Source organism: Brachybacterium phenoliresistens, assembly GCF_000576425.1.
Lineage (GTDB): Bacteria > Actinomycetota > Actinomycetes > Actinomycetales > Dermabacteraceae > Brachybacterium > Brachybacterium phenoliresistens.
The window spans coordinates 40,540-58,476 of sequence record NZ_KK070006.1 but is presented as its reverse complement, the minus strand read 5'-3'; the positions used below and the strand labels follow the sequence as shown (position 1 = coordinate 58,476).

Here is a 17,937-nt window from a genome sequence, read left to right as displayed (position 1 = left end):
ACACGGCGGCGATGGGGTGGGTCCTTGCCTGCCCGCGGCGCGGACGGTGGTGCGCGCGGACCCGTCCAGTATCTCCCCGGGCCGGCCCGGGTTCCTGGGAGCGACGCGGAGGCGGTGCCTGCGGCGTGTGCCACGATGGCCCCCGACCGCCCGTCCGTCCTGCTCGAGGAGCCCTGCCGTGCTCGGTGCCATCGTCCTCACCGCCCTGTGGTGGGCGCTGTTCCTGGTCGTGTTCCGCCGCGAGAGGCGGCGGGTGCGCAATGGCGCGCTGCTGCTGTGCGCCCTGTGGTCGAGCATCTCGCTGGTGCTGCACCTGGTCTCGACGCTGGTCCCCTTCGGCGGGGTGTGGAGCCTGGCGACGACGCTCTCCGTGATCCCGGCGGTGCTCGCGCTCGGGGCGTTCCTCGTGGCGAACGGGCTGACGATCCTGCGCAAGGAGGGCCGCAGCCTGGGCAATGCGCTCTCCCTGCTCGCGGGGCTCGCCGTGTTCGCCGCCCCGGTGCTCGCCCTCGCGCTGGTGCTCACCCGCAACCCCTTCGGGATCGGCCTGGGGGTGCTGCTGGGGCTGGTCTCCCTGCACCTCAGCCTCGCCTTCGCGATCTTCCTGGCGGCCTCCCTGCTCTATCAGTCCTTCCCGCTGCGGCTCGACTCCCCCGGCGTCATCGTCCATGGCTCCGGGCTGATCCGCGGCCGGGTGACGCCGCTGCTGCGCGCGCGTCTGGACGCCGGCGTCGCCTGCCGCGAGGAGCTGCTGGCCCGCGGCATCGACCCCGTGCTCGTGCCCTCCGGCGGGAAGGGCCCGGACGAGCCGCGCGCCGAGGCCGAGGCGATGGCCGAGTACCTCGTCGAGGAGGCCGGGGTGCCGGCGGAGCGCGTGCTCGTGGAGCGGGAGTCCCGCACCACGGAGGAGAACATCATCTTCTCGCACCGGCTGCTGGAGGAGGCCGGCCTCAGCGGCCCGTTCACGGTGGTCACCAGCCGGTACCACGCGTTCCGCGCGGCGCTCATCGCGCGCAGCCTGGGTTTCGCGGACCAGGCCGTCGGCGGCCGGACCGCCTCCTACTACGTCCCCAGCGCGACCCTGCGGGAGTTCGTGGCCGTGATGACCTACCGGCGCTGGTGGAACGTGGCCGCCCTGGTGCCCTCGGTCGCGGTGACCGTCCTGCTGACCGCGAGCCTGCTCACGGCCTGAGGCCCCCGGGCCGATGCGGCCCCGTCCGAGCGCGTCGGGTCCGCGGGGGCTGATCGGCGGGCACGCCCCGTCGGGACGGCCCGGCCCGCTCAGCCCTGGTCCGGGAGCACGGACAGTCCGATCTCCCCGGGGTTGTACGCGATCTCCCAGCGGAAGCCGTCCGGGTCGGCGAAGTAGCCGGTGTACCCGCCCCAGGCGCGCGAGGCCGCCGCGGAGACGTCGGGGGAACCGGCCTCGCGGGCGGTCTCCAGGACGGCGTCGACCTCGTCGGGCGAGGCCACGTTGTGGGCCAGGGTGATCGGCGGGACGCCCACGCCGCGGACGATCGGCCCGACCTCTGCCTCGAACTCCTCGGCCCGCCACAGGCTGAGGATCAGGTGCTGGCCGGCCCGGATCATGATCACCTCGCCGGGCACGTCCAGCTCGGCGCTCCAGCCGAGGCCGTCGAGGTAGAACGCGCGGCTCGCGTCGAGATCGCGGACCGCGAGGGTGATGAAGCTGATGCGCTGCTGCATGAGCCGATGATGCCCCACGATCGGCTCCTCCGGCAGGTCCTTCGCCGGAGGTGCCTCCGGGGACGGGGTCCGGTCAGGCGCGCTCGTCGACGGCGCGCACTCCCCGCCATGCCAGCGGGATGAGCACGGCGGCGATGGCCGCCTTGACGAGGCCGCCGAGGATGAACGGGGTGACGCCGACCTGCAGGATGCCCGCGAGGTCGTACTGCGCGCCCAGGACGACGTTCAGGATCATCGCCATGTACGGCACGCCGAGGAGGAAGGGCACGATGCTCGCGGCGACGAAGCCGAGGAACGCCTTCCAGGAGCGCCGGTCCCAGGAGCGCTCGGCGAAGGCCCCGGCGACGAACGCCGCCGGGATGAAGCCGAGGATGAAGCCGAAGCTGGGGGTGGCGACCGCCGCGATCGAGCCGGTGAGCCCGGCGAAGACGGGGGCGCCCGCGAGGCCCGCGAGCAGGTAGGTCACCAGGGCCGCGGCCCCTCGGCGCGCGCCGAGGGAGGCGCCGACCACGATCACGGCCAGGGTCTGGCCGGTGATGGGGACGATCGGCAGCGGGATCGTCACCTGGGCCAGCAGGGCGACGAACGCGGCGCCGCCGAGCACGAGGGCGAGATCGGTCAGCCAGGTGGCGCGCGGCAGGACGGCGTCGGCAAGGACGGGACGGCGGGCCGGGACGGCGATCGCGGACATCGGACTCCTCGGGCGGATCGGGCGGTGAACGGCAAGCGTAGGACAGGTGGCCCTGCCCCGGCCACACGGTCCCGCCGGGCAGCACCCGGCGCCGGGGATCGCCGGCCGCCGCCCCGGGGCCGCCGCCCGCCGCACCGGGGGTCATCGGCCCCGTCGTCCGGGGCGGGAGGCGGCGCGGGCGTCGATCCAGTGCGCCGGGTCGACCTCGCGCGGGAGCGCGCTGGGCGCGTACCCGTGGCGGGCGCAGAACTCCCGCGCCGCGACCTCGCCGAGCCCGCCGGCGCGCTGCAGGACCTGGGCGATCCCCCGCCCGGGGCCGGTGAAGACCCGGCGGACGAACCGCTGGTGCTCGCCCTGCTCCGCGGCGGGGAGCAGGGGCCGGCGGCGCCGGTCGACCACCAGCAGGCCCGCGTCCACGCCGGGGCGCGGGCGGAAGGCCGACTGCGGGATCCGCCCGTCGAGGCGGACCTCGTACCAGGGCCACCACTGGGCGGTCATCATGGTGGCGCCGCCCACACCGGCGCGCTTGCGCGCGACCTCCCACTGCGTGATGAGCACCGCCCGCCGCCATCCGCGCGAGGACAGCAGGTGGCGCAGCGCCGCGGTGGTGAGGTGGAAGGGAAGGTTGGCCACGACGACCGTCCCCGGCGCCGGCCGATGGCGCAGGAGGTCCTGCTGGAGGATCCGCAGCCGGTCCGCGGATCCGGTCCCCTGCGCTGCGGCGCGCCGGGCGAGGGCCTGCGCCGCACGGGGATCGATCTCGACGGCCTCGATCGGTCGGCGAAGGCGCAGCAGCGCGAGGGTGAGGGCCCCGTCCCCGGCGCCCCAGTCGACGATGTCCCCGGGGACCTCCTCGACGCGCCGGACGATGCGCTCGATGATCCGGCGATCGCGCAGATGGTTCTGGCCCAGCTCGTGCGCGCCGGGGGCCCGGGGCGGGCGGGCGCGCGACGGTTCCGGGGAGCGGGACGGCGCAGGCGTGCGGGGTGCGACAGGGGTGCGGGGTGGGTCAGGGGTGCGGGACGGCGCGGGGGTGCGGGACGGATGGCGGGGGCGACGATGCAACGGGGGCTCCTCGGGGAGGCGGGAGCCGAGCGGGCGCAGCAGACGGGCACCGCCCGGCGGGGACCGGGGGCGGCGCGAGATCGTCGAAGGGGTCCGGGATCCGCGCCGTCAGCGGCGGCGGATCCGGATGAACATGCTGGCGGTGATACCCACGGCGACGACCGTACGGAATCCCCCGGCGACCGGGCAACGGATTTTCACCCCGGCCGATGCGGCATCGGGGCCGCTACGATGGCAGAGCGCTCCCGACCCCGCGGGAGCCCTCGGAGGATCCCCATGACCGGCATCGACGCCGACCTCGCCCGCTGGATCACCGCTCCCGGCGAGGACCCCCAGAACCCCCTGCTGCGCACCGCCTTCACGCTGCCGGCCGCCCCGCTGCGCGCGAGGCTGCTGGTGACCGGGCTCGGCGTGTTCCGCGCCCGGGTCAACGGCGCCGAGGCGCTGCCCACCCGCCTGGACCCGGGGCTGACGGATCCGCGCCGGCGCGTGCTCGTGTGCGAGGCCGATCCCACCGACCTGCTGCGCCCGGGGCAGAACGTCCTGGCCATCGCCCTGGGCCGCGGGTTCCATGCCCTGACCACGCCGAACGTGTGGCGCTGGGAGCAGGCGCCGTGGCGCGGCCCCGTCCGTGCATGGGCGCACCTGAGTATCGAGCTGGCCGATGGCACCCGCCGCGTGATCCGGACCGACGACACCTGGCGCACCTGGCCCGGCCCCGTCACCGCCGACTCGGTGTACGAGGGCGAGACCTTCGCCCCCGAGCCCGGCGCCGACGTCGAGGCGTGGACGCGCCCCGGCTTCGACGACTCCGCCTGGCTGCCGGTGCTCGAGCCGCAGCCGGCCGCAGCCCCTGAGACCCTGCAGCTGCGCGAGGCGGAAGGGGTCGTCGAGGTCGCCGAGATCCGACCGCAGGTCGTGCGGCGCGACGGGGGCCGGCTGATCCTGGACATGGGCCGGGTGATCGCCGGCTGGTGCCGCTACGCGCTGCGGGCGGAGGTCCCCGCCGAGGCCGCGCCGCTGGCCTTCACCGCCCGCCATGGGGAGAAGCTGCGCCCGGACGGCACGGTCGATGACGACAACGAGCACATCTGGACCCCGCGCTTCCAGTGCGACGAGGTGCGGCTGGAGCCATCGGGCGCCCGCTCCTTCGCGCCGCAGTTCAGCTACAAGGGCTTCCGCTACGTGCAGATCGACGTGCTGGCCGGGGACCTGGACATGCTCGAGACCACCGGGATCCACGCCCACGCCGATCTCGCCGTCGCGAGCAGCCTCCGCAGCTCCGAGCCGTACCTCGAGCGCTTCGACGCGGCGATGCGCGCCTCCCTCGCCAACAACCTCCACCACGTCCCCACCGACACGCCGATGCACGAGAAGAACGGCTGGACCGGCGACGCACTGGTGGCGCTGGAGTCCTTCTCCGCGAGCTTCGCCGCCCACCGCACGCTGCGGGCGTTCCTGCAGCAGCAGGCCGATGCCCAGCGCCCGGACGGCTCCCTGCCCGTGATCGCCCCGACGCCCGGCTGGGGATACACCGAGCTGTCCCCGGCCCCGGAGTGGACCACGCTGTTCCCGGTCCTCATCGACCACCTGGCCACCGAGTACGGCGATGCGGACGTGGTCGCGCAGCATTCCGCGGCGGCCCGCGCCCACCTGGATCACGAGCTCGCCCGGCGCGATGCGGACGGACTGATCGACGGGGTCCTCGGCGACTACCTGACGCCCGGATCCCCCGGGCCCGCCCCCGAGGACCGGCGCCTGACCGGCACGCTCTTCGTGGCCCGGGCGCTGCGACGGCTGGCCCATGCCCTGGACCTCGACCTCGCCCGCCGCCGTCCCGCAGCAGCCGCCGATGCCCTCTCCCCCGATGCGCGGCGCCTGCGCGAGCAGGCCGCGTCCCTCGAGCGGGCCGTCAACGCGGCCTTCCTCGATGCGGGCGCGGGTGAGTACCGCATCGGCCGCGACGGCGGATTCCGGATGACGGTCAGCGCCCTGGCCCTGGCCTGGGACGTGGTCCCCGCCGCGGCCCGGGAAGCGGTGGTCTCGCGGCTGGTCGAGGAGATCGGCCGCCGGGGCGATCACCACGACTGCGGCCACATCGGCGTGCGGTACCTGCTGGGGGCGCTGTCCGAGGCGGGGCACGGCGATCTCGCCTGGCGGGTCCTCACCAATCCGACGGCGCCGGGGTGGCGGGCCTGGCTCGAGGCCGGGAACTCGACCTTCATGGAGATGTGGGAACAGCCGCGCTCCTGCTCGCACTACTTCATGGGCACGCCGCAGACGTGGATCCACGAACACGTGGCCGGTCTGCGCCGCGGAGCGGACGGCTGGACCGAGGCGGTGCTCGCCCCGGATCCTGCGGTGCCCGTGGACCGCGTCGAGCTGATGCGGCGCAGCGTCGCGGGGACCTTCCGGGTCGCCGTGGACCGCCGGGAGCACCGCCTGGACGCCTCCGTGCCGGCGGGGGCCCGGGTCCGCCTGCGGCTGCCCGGCCTCGAGGAGACGCTCGGCGCCGGGGAGCACACCCGGCACTGGTGAGGGGAGCTGGGCCGCCGGCGGCGCGGCGGGACGGCGCGGCCGAATGCGCAGGACCCGCGACCCGCGCGGCGGGATGGCGCGGCCGAATGCGCAGGACCTGCGACCCGCGCGGCGGGATGAGCGGGAGCTGCGAGCGGCGGGGCCGCATGTGCGGGAGCGGGAAGCGGTGGGGCCGAGCGGTCACATTAGGTGCGGGGACAGGGCCGTCCAGCCCCAGAAGGTGCAGGCCCCGATCACGAGGACGAACGTCCCGTTCCACAGCCAGGCGGGCACGCCGGTGAGCTCGGCGAGCTGCCCCGGATCGTCGTGCCGTCCCCCGGTGGCGATCACCGAGCCCAGGTGGCGCCACGCCCCCAGCAGGAGCAGCACGCCCGCGCCGAGCAGGAGGCACGCGGCGCCGAGCGGCCCGCCCCACCACCACACGGCGGCGACCAGCGCCGCGGTCACCAGGACCGTGAGGACGGTGTGCGCGCTGCGGGCGAAGACGACGCTGAGCACCAGGACCACGAGCGCCGCCAGCAGCACCGCGCCGGCCCAGCCTCCGAAGGCCAGCTGCACGAGCAGCGCCCCGACCACGGCGGGCGCCGGGTACCCGGCCCAGGTCGAGGCCACCCGGCCGAATCCCCGGCGCGGCCCCACCGTCACCGCGTGCCCCGACATGTCCGCGCTCACCACGAAGCCCGTGAAGCGGCGGCCCAGCAGCATGCCGATCACGGCATGCCCCAGCTCGTGCACGATCGTCACCGCGAGCCGGGCCCGCAGCCAGATCACGGGCACGACCACGGCGACCAGGGCCACGGCGAGCGCCAGCAGCGCCCACCACCCGGCGTCCAGCCCGCTCGCGGGCACGACCCGGTCCCAGACGTCGTCCCGGAGCTGTTCGAGGTCCATCCGGGCATGGTGGCACGCAGCGCTGGGGCGGTGCTGAGGCCCCGGGCGGGGTTCGCGGTCAGGTCCTGTCCGCTCCGGCTGCGAGCATCGACCGCACCGACCCCGTCGTCCGAGGAGGACCCATGACCACCACCGATGCCGCCACCGCCTATCGGATCGGCATGATCACCGTCGACTGCCGCGACGCCCGCGCCCTCTCCACGTTCTGGTCGCAGGCCACCGGCGCGCCCGTCGTGGAGGACTACGGCGAGTACATCGCGCTGGGCACCACGCCCCGCCTCGCCTTCCAGCAGGTCCCCGACCCGACGCCCGGCAAGAACCGGCTGCATCTGGACGGGGGCGGCGGGGACCGCCTGGCCGCGGTGGCCCGGCTGCGCGAGCTCGGCGCGACCGAACGGGAGACCCACGCGATGGAGGGCTTCGCGTGGACGATCATGGAGGATCCCGAGGGGAACGTCTTCTGCGTGGGGGACGATGTCGAGCACCCCTGACCTCGAGCACGCCTGACCTCGAGCCCCCTGATCTCGGGCATCCCGGGCCCGGACGGATCAGTGCAGCGCGGAGGCGAGCTGCGCCGGGGTGAGCTCCCGGTCCGCCAGCACCAGGCGCACGGCCTGCGGATCGGGGTTCCCGGCGTCGGGAGCCCGATGCCGCAGGCACAGCCCCGTCTTCTCGGCCACGCGCCGGGAGGCCCGGTTCTCCTCGAGGAGGTACGCGATCACGGGCAGCTCGGGCCGGAGGGCGCGTGCCGCATCCACGGCGGCCCGGGCCAGCTCTCCGGCGAGACCGAGGCCCTGCACGGCGGGGGTGAGGCGGTATCCGAGGTTCCAGAAGAGCCCGTCCGGCTCCTGCCCGCGCAGGTCGCAGCCTCCGTTGCCGAGCACCGTGGAGGGGTCGGCAGGGTCGGCGTCGTGCCGGCGGACGATCCACGGTCCAAGCCCGGCGCGCTGCCAGCTCCCCTGGAAGCGGTCGAGCATGGCCGCGGTCTGCGCGGGATCGGTGAAGCGCTGGCTCGGGTAGTGCGTCCATACCCGGGGATCGGCGTAGATCTCGTGCAGGGGCTCGAGGTCCTCGGGGCCGGGGGCGTCCAGGCGCAGACGCTCGGTGCGGTGGAGGCGGAGGTCGGGGCTCGGAGGGGGAATGCTCACCCGCGCATTCTGCCGGAGGGGACCGACGCGTCGCCCAGCAGGTGCTCGAGGACCTGGACCACGCCGGCATCGGCATTGCTCGGAGCGCCGTAGCGCGCCGCGGCGGCGACGTCGGGATGGGCATCGGCCATGGCGAAGGAGTGCTCGGCCACGGGGAACATGGGCAGGTCGTTGAGGTAGTCGCCGAACACGGCGGTCTGCGCCGCCGTCACGCCGAGGGCCTCCTGCAGGGCGCGCACCCCGCGGCCCTTGTCGGCCGTGGCGGGCATGACGTCGATCCAGTGCTTGCCGGAGACGACGACCTGCTGGGCGGGCGCGAAGCGCGCGAAGACCGCCTCGGCGGTCGGGGCGGCGTCGATCGCGTCGTGCACGGCGACCTTGATGACCTCGTCCTGGACGGCCAGGAGGTCCTCGACCACGGTGAGCTGGTGGTAGTACTGGCCCGCGACCTGGAGGAACTCCTCGTCGGCCTGCTCGACGCAGGCGCCGTGGACGCCGCAGCGCACGATGCCGAGCGGCCGCCCGGCCCCGGCCTCGCGGGCGGCGAGGATCGCCTCGCGGGCGACGGCGGTCTCCAGGGCGGTGGTCGCGACGATCTCGTCCTCGCGCACCACGACGGTCCCGTTCTCGGCGACGAAGCTGGTCACGCCGTGGGGCCCGAAGCCGGCGCGGAGGGTGGCCAGCTGGCGGCCGCTCGCGGGGACGAAGGCGATGCCGCGCTCCTCGAGACGCTCGAGCACGGGCCAGAACGCGGCAGGGACCTCGCCGCTGGGCAGCAGCAGGGTGCCGTCCATGTCGACGACGACGAGCCGCAGGTCGACCGCGCCCTCGGGGATCTCGCGCCAGGAGGCGGGGACGGGGGCGGTGGTCTGCGTGGTCACGGGGCGGGTCTCCGATCGTCGGGGCGGGGCTGCCTCGAATCTACGCGGCCGACGCCGGTGCTGCCGCACCGGCGGACGAGGCTCACACCGGCGGGCGGTCCAGCAGCTGCTCGACCTCCTCGCGCGCCGGCGAGGTCGCCGAGCCCTCCCGGGTGACCGAGAGCGCGGCCGCGGCCGCGGCCCATCGGGCCGCCTCCGGCAGCTCCGCGCCGGCGGCCAAGCGTGCGGCCAGCGCTCCGCAGAAGGCGTCCCCGGCGCCGGTGGTGTCCACGGCGCGGACCGGGACCGACGGGATCTCCTGCACGGTCCCCGTCGGGTCCACGAGCGCGGCGCCCCGACCTCCCAGGGTGATGAGCACGCGGCGGCGCGTTGCCGTCAGCGCCCGGGCCGCGGCCCGCGGGTCCTCGAGCCCGGCGAGCGCACACGCCTCGTGCTCGTTGGGCACCAGCAGGTCGACCGCCGAGAGGAGGTCGGCGCCGAACTCCTGCACCGGGGCGGGGGTGAGGATCACCCGGGTGCCGTGGTCGCGGGCGTGGACGGCCGCCTGCTCGAGCGCGACCACGGGCACCTCGCCCTGCAGGAGGAGGACGTCGGCGGCGGCGATCGCGGCGAGATCATCGGCAGTGAGCTCGGTGAAGGCGGCGTTGGCACCGCCGGCCACGACGATCGAGTTCTCCCCGGCGCCGTCGCGGAGGATCGCGGCGCTGCCGGTGGCCGCGGGGACCTCGAGCATCCCGGCGGTGTCCACGCCGGCTCCGGCGGCGGCGGCGCGCAGCATCCGCCCCTCCTCGTCGCGGCCGATGCGGGCGCGCAGCGCGGTGGCGGCGCCTGCTCGGGCGGCGGCGATCGCCTGGTTCAGGCCCTTCCCGCCGGGGACGCGGGTGCGCGAGCGCGCGAAGACGGTCTCTCCCGGGCGCGGGAAGCGGTCGACCTCCCGGACGTCGTCGACGTTGGCGCTGCCGAGCACGCAGACGCGCCCCGGGGCATGGGTCGTGGTCATCGCTCCTCCACCGTTCGCGGCTCAGATCGCGGGGTCGCCCTCGCCGGCGGCGGCGCGCAGCCGGTCCCGGGCGAGGGTCGCCAGCAGCAGGGCCTGGTCGGCGAGGACGGAGTCGTCGAACACGGCCATCGGCGAGTGGTTGGAGGCGGGCATGTCCTCCGGGTCGAAGTCCTTCGCGGCGCCGACGAAGCCGTACGCGCCGGGCACCTCGGCGAGGACGCGGGAGAAGTCCTCCGAGCCGGTGCGCGGGTTCTCGAGATCGACGTACCGCTCGGCGCCGAAGATCCCCTGGGCGGTGCGTGCGAAGAAGCCGGCCTCGGCGTCGTCGTTGATGGTCGCCGGCAGCACGGTGCGGAAGGTCGCCTCCACGGTGAGCCCGTGGCTGCGGCCGATGCCCGTCACGAGCTCCGGCAGCTGCGCGGCCATCCGGGTCGCCATGCGCGGGGAGAAGGTCCGCACCCCCGCCCGGAAATGGGCCTCGCCCGGGATGATGTTCGGGGCGCTGCCGGCATGGACCTCGCCGACCGTCACCACCACCGGGTCGAAGACGCTGGTGCGACGGGTGACGTGGGTCTGCAGGGCGGTGATCATCTCCGCCATGGCGGGGATCGGGTCGAGGGCCTCATGGGGCCGCGAGCCGTGGCCGCCGCGGCCGATCACGCGCACCTCGAGCACGGAGAACGCCGCCATCAGGGTGCCGGCCCGGGTGGAGATCTGCCCGGAGGGGGCATCGGCGCTGACGTGGATGCCGTAGGCGGCGATGGGCCGCTCCCCCGCGGCCTCGAGCACGCCCTCGCGCAGCATGACCCCGGCGCCGTCGTAGCCCTCCTCCCCCGGCTGGAACATGAGGATCACGCTGCCGGGCAGCTCCTCGCGATGCGCCGCGAGGAGGCGTGCCGCCCCGACCAGTCCCGCCATGTGCAGGTCGTGGCCGCAGGCGTGCATGGTGCCGGTGTCCGCGGCGTAGGGCAGGCCGGTCGCCTCGACCACGGGCAGGCCGTCCATGTCCCCGCGCAGCAGCACCGCCGGCCCGGGCCGGCCCCCGCGCAGCACGCCGACGACGCTGGTGGTCTCGGTGCCCAGGGCGATCTCGAGGTCCAGGTCCGCGATCGCCTCGAGGATCATCTCCTGGGTGCGCGGCAGCATCAGCCCCACCTCGGGGTGGGCGTGCAGGCGCCGGCGCAGCGCGATGAGGTCCTCGAGGAAGCCGTCGGGGACGCGGAGCCCGCCGCCGGCGGCGACCGCGCCCGGGCCGGATGCCGTCCCGGGACCTGCGCCGATGCCCGCCCCGGCCTGCTCCGGCCGCTGCTCGTGCTGCGTCATCCGATGCTCCTCGCCCTCGTTCCGGCCGCGATCCGCATGCGGCCCGTGGATCCTGCCATCCTCGCGCGGCGGGCCGCTGGGCTCCACCGGGTCTCAGGCGGCACCTGGTCTCGGGCGGCATAGGCTCCTCCCATGTCCGACCCCACCTCCCGCGGCATCGCCGAGCTCAGCGCCTGGATCGACCGCGGCAGCGCGCACCGAGACCCGGAGGCCGTCACCTGGGCGCGCCTGGCGAAGATCACCGAGGAGGCCGGGGAGGTCGTCGCCGCCTACATCGGCGCGACCGGCCAGAACCCGCGCAAGGGCGTCACCCATGCGCACGCCGATGTCGAGGCGGAGCTGCTGGACGTGGCGATCACGGCGCTGGCGGCCCTGGAGCATCTGCGCGGGCACGATGCGCGCTCGATCCCCCTGCTCGAGGAGAAGGTCGCCGCGACGCTGCGCCGGGCCGGGCTCGAGGTCCCCGGTCCGTCGGATCCACAGCAGAGCTGACCCGTCCCGGCGACCCGCGCGGCGGCCGGCAGCTCCTCGCCGCGCCGCGGGCCGTCGAGGCGGGCGGGCCGTCGAGGCGGGCGGGCCGTCGAGGCGGGCCGGGCCCGCCCCGACGGCGTCCGATCAGCGGCCGAGGAAGTCGAGCAGCAGCGCGTTCACCTCCGCGTGGTGCGTCCACAGCAGGCCGTGCGGGGCGCCCTCGATCTCGTGGTACTCCGCCTCGGGGAGGAGCTGGGCGAAGCGACGTCCGGTCGCGTCGATCGGCAGGATGTTGTCCGCCGTGCCGTGGACGATGAGGGTCGGCACGTCGATCCGGGGCACGTCCTCGCGGAAGTCGGTGAGCCAGGCCGGCTGCGCCGCGATCGAGGCGTACGGCGAGGCGTTGTAGGCCAGCTGCTGGTTCGCCGCGAGCGCCTCGGGGCTGAGGCGGCTGCCGAGGGTGTCGTCGGTGTTGAAGAAGTCCCGGAAGAACGCCGTGAAGAAGGCGTAGCGGTCCTCGGTGACGGAGGCCTTCAGCCCGTCGAAGACCTCCTGCGGGACGCCCTCGGGGTTGTCCTGCGTGCGCAGGAGGAACGGCTCGAGCGAGCCGAGGAACACCGCCTTCGCGACCCGTTCGGATCCGAAGCGGGAGATGTACCGCGCCACCTCGCCGGTGCCCATCGAGAAGCCGACCAGGACCACGTCGCGCAGGTCCAGCGTCTCCAGCACGGCCTTCAGGTCCGCCGCGAAGGTGTCGTAGTCGTAGCCCTCGGTGACCTTGGCGCTGCGCCCGAAGCCGCGCCGGTCGTACGTGATCACGCGGTGGCCGGCCTCGAGCAGGGCCGCGGTCTGCTTCTCCCAGGACGATCCGTCCAGCGGGTAGCCGTGGATGAGGACGACGGGACGCCCGCTGCCGTGGTCCTCGTAGTAGAGCTCGACGGGGGTGCTGTTCTCGGTGCCGACGGTGATGGTGCCCATGATGCGTTCCTCTCGACCAGGGGAGAACGGTCGTTCTCCCTCCTGTCGACTACAATAGAGAACGATCGTTCCCCGCGCAAGCGGGGCGGCGGAGAAGTTCCCGAACGGGCGGTGGAGGAGAGGACCGGCATGGCGACGAGGACAGGCGGCGCAGGCGCGGCGCCGGAGGCGAACGAGGCGCTGCGCGCGCAGATCGTCCGCGCCGCGGACGCGCTCTACTACTCCCGCGGCATCACCGCGGTGGGCATGGACGAGGTGCGCAGCACGGCGGGCGTCTCCCTCAAGCGGCTGTACGCCCTGTTCCCCGGCAAGGAGTCCCTGATCCTCGCCGTCCTGCGCCACCGCCACGGGATCTGGGAGCAGGGCGTGGAGGCCGCGGTCGCCGCGGCCGGCTCGCCCCGCGGCCGGGTCCTGGCGGTGTTCGACTTCCTGGCCGAGTGGTTCACCGAGGAGTCCTTCCGCGGCTGCGGCTTCGTCAACGCCTTCGGGGAGATGGGCCCCGGATTCCCGTCGATCGCGCAGTACGTGCGCGAGCACAAGGAGGGCTTCCAGGCGCGGATGGCCGAGCTGGTCCGGGAGGCAGGGCTGCCGGAGCAGCTCGCCCCGCAGCTGGCCCTGCTCGCCGAGGGCGCGCAGACGACCGCGGCGATCCTCGGCACCGCCGAGCCTGCCGAGCACGCGCGCGCCGCCGCCGAGACCCTCCTCGACGCCTCCGACGCCACCGCCGGCGCGCGGCCATGACCCCGGCGCGCAGATCACCCCCGACGACGACCCTGGATCGAGGCCCCCGATGACCCCTTCCCGCACCATCGTGATCACCGGCGCCTCCGACGGGATCGGCGCGGCGGCGGCCCGCCTGCTCGCCGGGCGCGGCGACCGGCTGATCCTCGTCGGCCGCTCCCCGGCGAAGACCGCGGAGGTCGCACGGCAGACGGGGGCCGAGCACCTCATCGCCGACTTCGCGAGCCTGGCGCAGGTCCGCGAGCTCGCCGCACAGCTGGCGGACCGCGTGGACGGGACGGGGATCGACGCGCTGGCCAACAACGCCGGCGGGATCTTCGGGCGGCGGGACCTCTCCGAGGACGGCCTCGACCTCACCTGGCAGGTCGACCATCTCGCCCCGTTCCTGCTGACGAACCTGCTGCTGCCGCAGCTGCAGGCCCGCCGCGGCGCCGTGATCACCACCTCGTCGATGGCGCATCGGATCCCGCGACGGCTGGACCCCGAGACGGCGGGTCGGACCCCGCACCGCAGCGCCCTGGAGGCCTACGGCGCGGCGAAGCTCGCGAACGTCCTGTTCACGCGCGGCCTGCACGACCGCGTCCACGGCGAGGGCGTGAGCGCCGCCGCCTTCCACCCCGGCGTGGTCGCCACCGGCTTCGGCGCGAGCACCACGGGGCCGATGCGCTGGTTCTACGCCTCAGCCCTGGGCCGGCGCACCATGATCACCGCCGAGCAGGGCGGGCAGAACCTCGCCTGGTTCCTCACCGGCACCCCCGGCACCACCTGGACCTCCGGCCGCTACTACGACCAGCGCCGGCCCACGACGAAGGTCAATCCCCTCGCGGAGGACCCGGACCTCGCCGACCGGCTGTGGCGGCGCAGCGCCGAGGCCGTCGGCCTGGACGCCTGACGCCCGCGCGCCCGCGCCGTCAGGCCCGCAGACCGCGGCCGTGGCGCAGGGCGCGGGCGCTCCATCGGCCCTCGTCGTGACGCACCTCGATGGGATGCGCGAAGGCCGCGCTGACCGCCTGCGAGGTGAGGACCTCGGCGACCGGACCGGCCGCCAGGATCCGCCCGTGCGCGAGCAGCACGGCGTGCGTGGTGCTCTCCGGCAGCTCCTCGAGATGGTGGGTGACCAGCACCGTCGCCACGTCCGGCTCCTCGTGGGCGAGGGCGTCGAGGGTGTCCAGCAGCTGCTCGCGGGCGGCGAGGTCCAGGCCCGTGGTCGGCTCGTCCAGCAGGAGCAGCCGGGGCTGCCCGATCAGGGCGCGGGCCACCAGCGCCCGGCCCCGCTCCCCCTGCGACAGGACCGGCCAGCGGGAGGCGGAGCGATCGGCCAGGCCGATGCCCGCGACCAGGCGATCGGCGCGGGCCAGCTGCTCGGGGCTCGGCTCCCAGCGCGGCGGCAGATCGATGGTGCCGGTGAGGCCGGTGAGGACCACCTGGCGGATGCTCAGGGCGACATCGAGAGGGTGTCGCGGGTTCACGTGGCCGATCTCGCGGTGCAGCTCCGAGATCGCGACACGGCCCATCCGCCGGCCCAGCACGTCGACGGTGCCGCGGCTGGGGAACTCCCGGGCCCCGCAGAAGCTGAGCAGGGTCGACTTGCCGGCCCCGTTGGGGCCCAGCAGCGCCCAGTGCTCCCCCGCGCGCACCTCGAGGTCGACCTCCGCGAGGATCTGCTTGTCCCCGCGATGGAACTTCACACCCTGCAGCTCCAGCACCCGCTCGCTCATCCGGCTCCTCTCGACGACGAGCCCCGGCAGTCGCCTGCCGGGGCCCGGAACGCGGAGGGTGCGGGATTCGAACCCGCGGTACGGGGTTGCCGCACAGTGGTTTTCAAGACCACCACATTCGGCCGCTCTGTCAACCCTCCATGGCGCCGTCGACCCTCCTTGGCGCCGCGGACGAGCCTATCGCGACTCGCCCGGGCGGACGCGCCCCGGAACCTCCCGTGGCGGCACGGCCCGGGGCGCGATCATAGATCGTTCCCGTCCAGCGCCTGGCGGAGCTCGACGAGGCACCGATCGAGGGCGACGTGCACCGGCTCCTCGGGCCCCGCATCACGGAGGTCGCGCTCCCACCGGGCGGCGAGCTCGCGCACGCGGCGCACCTGGCCGTCCAGGGCCTCCAGACGCTCCGGGTCCGCGTCCGTATCCGACAGCGCGCGGTCGCGCACCCGGACGGCTCGCCGCGCCACCTCCCGCCAGAGCTCGGCGAACTGCTCGTGCTCGGGGCGGGGAACGGACGGCAGGGAGGGCGTGGTGGGCATGCTCGAGGACTCTCTCGTGATCGGACGCTGCCCTGCGGACGCCGCGGGGGCACAGGTCCTCACGGCGATGGGACGCAGGACACACAGCCACCGTCCCGTGCCGCCTCCCGCTGTGACATGAACGACTGTCCAGAAAATATCCCTCGTCCCGCAAGTTTCCCATTGGTAGCTTCCGCCGCATGGACCAGACACGAGCAATGCCCACGCGCCGGACGCTGATGCGCGGGGCGACCTGGGCGACCCCGGTCGTCGCGGTGTCGATGACCGCTCCGGCCTATGCCGCCAGCACCACCTGCATCAGCGTCGATCTCGCCGTCGGCCAGACGGCCACCCTCCCGTGGGATGCGGAGTGGGAAGAGGTGCTGAGCACGGCGAACTTCGTCGACGGGACCGGGACGCTCGCCGGGGCACCCCGGTCCTTCAACCCCAGCGGGGGCTCGCGCTGCTATTACGGCCGGAACGTCACGTCGCTGCAGGGAGTGACGAACGCCAAGGTCGGAGAACGCGACCCCCGGGTCAACGGGGCGTCCTTCGCCTATCGCCGCGCGGTCTGCTTCGCGCCCGGCACCTATGAGCTGCGGTACTACGCGGCCGCCTACCGCGGCAATCCGGTCACGGCGTACATGACGCCGTCGGTCCTCTCGTCCACGGGAAGCACCGTTGCTCTGGGATCGATCTCCGGCATGAGCACCGGCGTGACAGCCCATGGCTTCGTCGACCCGACCACCGGGTCCGGCACGAATGCCGCCTACGTGTCCGCGAACCTGGGCCGCACCCAGTACGGATTCCGGTTCACCGTCGACAGGCAGGGAACCTTCACGTTCCAGCTCACCTGGTCCTTCGGCCGGATCGCCACCGACAGCAGCAACACCGGCCGGCTGCGCCAGACCAATGCCTTCGGCGACTCCTGCATCCAGACGTACGCCAACGACATCGCCGTCGAGGCGCCCGTCATCCGCAGGATCGCCTGACCCTCCGCGCCCGTCCGGTGCCTGCGCTCCTCCGGTGCCTACGCCCGTCCGGTGCCTACGCTCGTCCGGTGCCTCCGCGGACTACCGTGGTGCGCATGCGCGCCATCCGGATCTCCGCGGAGAACACCCTCGAGCCCGTCGACCTGCCCGAACCCGTTCCCGCCCCCGGCGAGGTCCTGGTCGACGTGATCGCGGCGGGCGTCAACCGGGCCGACCTCGCCCAGACGGCCGGGCACTACCCGCCGCCGCCGGGCGCCTCCGAGCTTCCCGGCCTGGAGGTCGCCGGGCGCCGTCGCGACACCGGCGAGGAGGTCGTCGCGCTGCTCGCCGGGGGCGGCTACGCGCAGACGGTCGCCGTGCCGGAGGGCCAGCTGCTGCCCCTGCCGCCCGGCATGCGTGCGGCCGATGCCGCCGCCGTCGTCGAGGTCTGCGCGACGGTCGTCTCCAACCTCGACCTCGAGGCGCAGCTGCGCCCCGGCGAGACGGTGCTGATCCACGGCGGCACCGGCGGCATCGGCACCGCCGCCCTCCAGATAGCCCGGGAGCTGGGCGCGCGCGTGCTCACCACCGCCGGCTCGGACGAGGCGCTTCCCAGCCTGCGCGAGCTCGGCGCCGACCTCGCCTGGAACCGCCGCACGGTCGACCTCCCCTCCGAGGTCGCGCAGGCCGGCGGCGCGGACGTGATCCTCGACGTCATCGGAGGCAGCGCCCTCGCGGACAACGTCGACATGCTGCGCGAGCACGGCCGCCTGGTGATCATCGGGACCCTCGGAGGCGCCACCGGCGAGCTGCCCATCGGCCGCCTCATGGGCAAGCGTTCCCGCGTCATCGGCACGACCCTCCGTTCCCGGCCCGTCGCCCAGAAGCAGGAGATCCTCGCGCGGACGGCCGAGCTCGTGTGGCCGATGCTGGCCGACGGCCGGGTCCGCATCCCCGTCCACGCCCGCTTCCCCTTCGAGCGCGCGGCCGAGGCCCACCGCGTCCTCCACGAGGGCGGTCACCTGGGCAAGGTCGTCCTCGACGTCAGCGCCTGACCGACGCGGCTCGTCCGCACCTGATCGAGGCGGCTCGTTCCCTCCCGCCACGTCCCGACGTCATCGATCGGACGGAAACCGTCGCTTTCCGCGCAGGAAGCGACGGGTTCACTCCGGTCGATGGCGTAGCGACGGGTTCACTCCGGTCGATGACGCGGCGACCAGGGAACGCCCGTCCTTCTCAGCCGGCCCGACCCGACCCGACCGACCCGACCCGACCCGGCCAGCCCGAGCCGACCCAGTC

19 protein-coding genes and 1 tRNA gene are annotated in these 17,937 nt (G+C 74.6%); 8 read left to right on the top strand and 12 right to left on the bottom strand.

Features of this window, described 5'->3' with window-relative positions; genetic code table 11:
• The first annotated feature begins 178 nt into the window (after positions 1 to 178).
• Entirely contained in the window at positions 179 to 1,192 is a 1,014-nt protein-coding gene (locus BF93_RS16825; protein ID WP_198025471.1) for a YdcF family protein, read from the top strand.
• Between the two features lie 89 nt (positions 1,193 to 1,281).
• On the opposite strand, the gene BF93_RS16820 is transcribed toward BF93_RS16825, so the two are convergent.
• The 3 genes from BF93_RS16820 to erm form a co-directional block, all read right to left on the bottom strand.
• Complete coding sequence (locus BF93_RS16820; protein ID WP_038374236.1) at positions 1,282 to 1,707, bottom strand: VOC family protein; 426 nt, start codon at positions 1,705 to 1,707, stop codon at positions 1,282 to 1,284.
• Between the two features lie 73 nt (positions 1,708 to 1,780).
• On the bottom strand, positions 1,781 to 2,398 hold the full coding sequence (locus BF93_RS16815; protein ID WP_038374235.1) for a biotin transporter BioY: 618 nt from the start codon (positions 2,396 to 2,398) through the stop codon (positions 1,781 to 1,783).
• A 141-nt stretch (positions 2,399 to 2,539) separates the two neighbouring features.
• A complete protein-coding gene (gene erm / locus BF93_RS16810) occupies positions 2,540 to 3,310 on the bottom strand; it encodes a 23S ribosomal RNA methyltransferase Erm (RefSeq protein WP_051487133.1) in 771 nt (256 codons plus the stop codon).
• A gap of 429 nt (positions 3,311 to 3,739) precedes the next feature.
• Between erm and BF93_RS16805 the strand changes: the two genes are divergently transcribed.
• Positions 3,740 to 6,001 (top strand): family 78 glycoside hydrolase catalytic domain, encoded by a 2,262-nt coding sequence (locus BF93_RS16805; RefSeq protein WP_051487126.1) that lies wholly within the window; start codon positions 3,740 to 3,742, stop codon positions 5,999 to 6,001.
• Between the two features lie 180 nt (positions 6,002 to 6,181).
• Here the strand turns inward: BF93_RS16805 and BF93_RS16800 are convergent, their stop codons facing one another.
• On the bottom strand, positions 6,182 to 6,892 hold the full coding sequence (locus tag BF93_RS16800) for a M50 family metallopeptidase (protein ID WP_038374233.1): 711 nt from the start codon (positions 6,890 to 6,892) through the stop codon (positions 6,182 to 6,184).
• A gap of 122 nt (positions 6,893 to 7,014) precedes the next feature.
• Here BF93_RS16800 and BF93_RS16795 point away from each other — a divergent pair, with 122 nt between their 5' ends.
• Positions 7,015 to 7,383 (top strand): VOC family protein, encoded by a 369-nt coding sequence (locus BF93_RS16795; RefSeq protein ID WP_038374232.1) that lies wholly within the window; start codon positions 7,015 to 7,017, stop codon positions 7,381 to 7,383.
• Positions 7,384 to 7,440: 57 nt separating this feature from the next.
• Here the strand turns inward: BF93_RS16795 and BF93_RS16790 are convergent, their stop codons facing one another.
• From BF93_RS16790 to BF93_RS16775, 4 genes are all read right to left on the bottom strand, one after another.
• Positions 7,441 to 8,040, bottom strand: coding sequence for a GNAT family N-acetyltransferase (locus BF93_RS16790; RefSeq protein ID WP_232226479.1), 600 nt, complete (start codon positions 8,038 to 8,040; stop codon positions 7,441 to 7,443).
• Positions 8,037 to 8,921: a Cof-type HAD-IIB family hydrolase gene (locus BF93_RS16785; protein ID WP_232226478.1), complete on the bottom strand. Its 885-nt coding sequence runs from the start codon at positions 8,919 to 8,921 to the stop codon at positions 8,037 to 8,039. The genes BF93_RS16790 and BF93_RS16785 overlap by 4 nt, the downstream gene beginning before the upstream one ends.
• A gap of 82 nt (positions 8,922 to 9,003) precedes the next feature.
• Positions 9,004 to 9,921: a PfkB family carbohydrate kinase gene (locus BF93_RS16780; RefSeq protein WP_038374230.1), complete on the bottom strand. Its 918-nt coding sequence runs from the start codon at positions 9,919 to 9,921 to the stop codon at positions 9,004 to 9,006.
• A gap of 21 nt (positions 9,922 to 9,942) precedes the next feature.
• Entirely contained in the window at positions 9,943 to 11,244 is a 1,302-nt protein-coding gene (locus BF93_RS16775) for a M20 metallopeptidase family protein (protein ID WP_084148654.1), read from the bottom strand.
• Positions 11,245 to 11,376: 132 nt separating this feature from the next.
• On the opposite strand from BF93_RS16775, the gene BF93_RS16765 reads away from it, so the two are divergent.
• A complete protein-coding gene (locus BF93_RS16765) occupies positions 11,377 to 11,736 on the top strand; it encodes a MazG-like family protein (RefSeq protein WP_051487125.1) in 360 nt (119 codons plus the stop codon).
• Between the two features lie 123 nt (positions 11,737 to 11,859).
• Here the strand turns inward: BF93_RS16765 and BF93_RS16760 are convergent, their stop codons facing one another.
• On the bottom strand, positions 11,860 to 12,693 hold the full coding sequence (locus BF93_RS16760; protein ID WP_038374229.1) for an alpha/beta fold hydrolase: 834 nt from the start codon (positions 12,691 to 12,693) through the stop codon (positions 11,860 to 11,862).
• A 129-nt stretch (positions 12,694 to 12,822) separates the two neighbouring features.
• On the opposite strand from BF93_RS16760, the gene BF93_RS16755 reads away from it, so the two are divergent.
• Together BF93_RS16755 and BF93_RS16750 are read left to right on the top strand one after the other, a co-directional pair.
• Positions 12,823 to 13,434 carry a TetR/AcrR family transcriptional regulator gene (locus BF93_RS16755; RefSeq protein ID WP_051487124.1) on the top strand — a complete coding sequence of 204 codons (612 nt, stop codon included), beginning with the start codon at positions 12,823 to 12,825 and terminating at the stop codon, positions 13,432 to 13,434.
• A 49-nt stretch (positions 13,435 to 13,483) separates the two neighbouring features.
• Positions 13,484 to 14,326 (top strand): SDR family NAD(P)-dependent oxidoreductase, encoded by an 843-nt coding sequence (locus tag BF93_RS16750; RefSeq protein ID WP_038374227.1) that lies wholly within the window; start codon positions 13,484 to 13,486, stop codon positions 14,324 to 14,326.
• Between the two features lie 19 nt (positions 14,327 to 14,345).
• Here BF93_RS16750 and BF93_RS16745 read toward each other — a convergent pair whose 3' ends face one another.
• The 3 genes from BF93_RS16745 to BF93_RS16735 form a co-directional block, all read right to left on the bottom strand.
• Complete coding sequence (locus BF93_RS16745) at positions 14,346 to 15,152, bottom strand: ABC transporter ATP-binding protein (RefSeq protein ID WP_038374226.1); 807 nt, start codon at positions 15,150 to 15,152, stop codon at positions 14,346 to 14,348.
• A gap of 52 nt (positions 15,153 to 15,204) precedes the next feature.
• Positions 15,205 to 15,292, bottom strand: a tRNA-Ser gene (locus BF93_RS16740).
• A gap of 102 nt (positions 15,293 to 15,394) precedes the next feature.
• Complete coding sequence (locus BF93_RS16735; RefSeq protein WP_038374225.1) at positions 15,395 to 15,688, bottom strand: hypothetical protein; 294 nt, start codon at positions 15,686 to 15,688, stop codon at positions 15,395 to 15,397.
• A 197-nt stretch (positions 15,689 to 15,885) separates the two neighbouring features.
• Between BF93_RS16735 and BF93_RS16730 the strand changes: the two genes are divergently transcribed.
• Both BF93_RS16730 and BF93_RS16725 read left to right on the top strand, forming a co-directional pair.
• Complete coding sequence (locus BF93_RS16730) at positions 15,886 to 16,659, top strand: hypothetical protein (RefSeq protein ID WP_038374223.1); 774 nt, start codon at positions 15,886 to 15,888, stop codon at positions 16,657 to 16,659.
• A 95-nt stretch (positions 16,660 to 16,754) separates the two neighbouring features.
• Positions 16,755 to 17,693 (top strand): zinc-binding dehydrogenase, encoded by a 939-nt coding sequence (locus tag BF93_RS16725; protein ID WP_038374258.1) that lies wholly within the window; start codon positions 16,755 to 16,757, stop codon positions 17,691 to 17,693.
• Positions 17,694 to 17,937 lie beyond the last annotated feature (244 nt).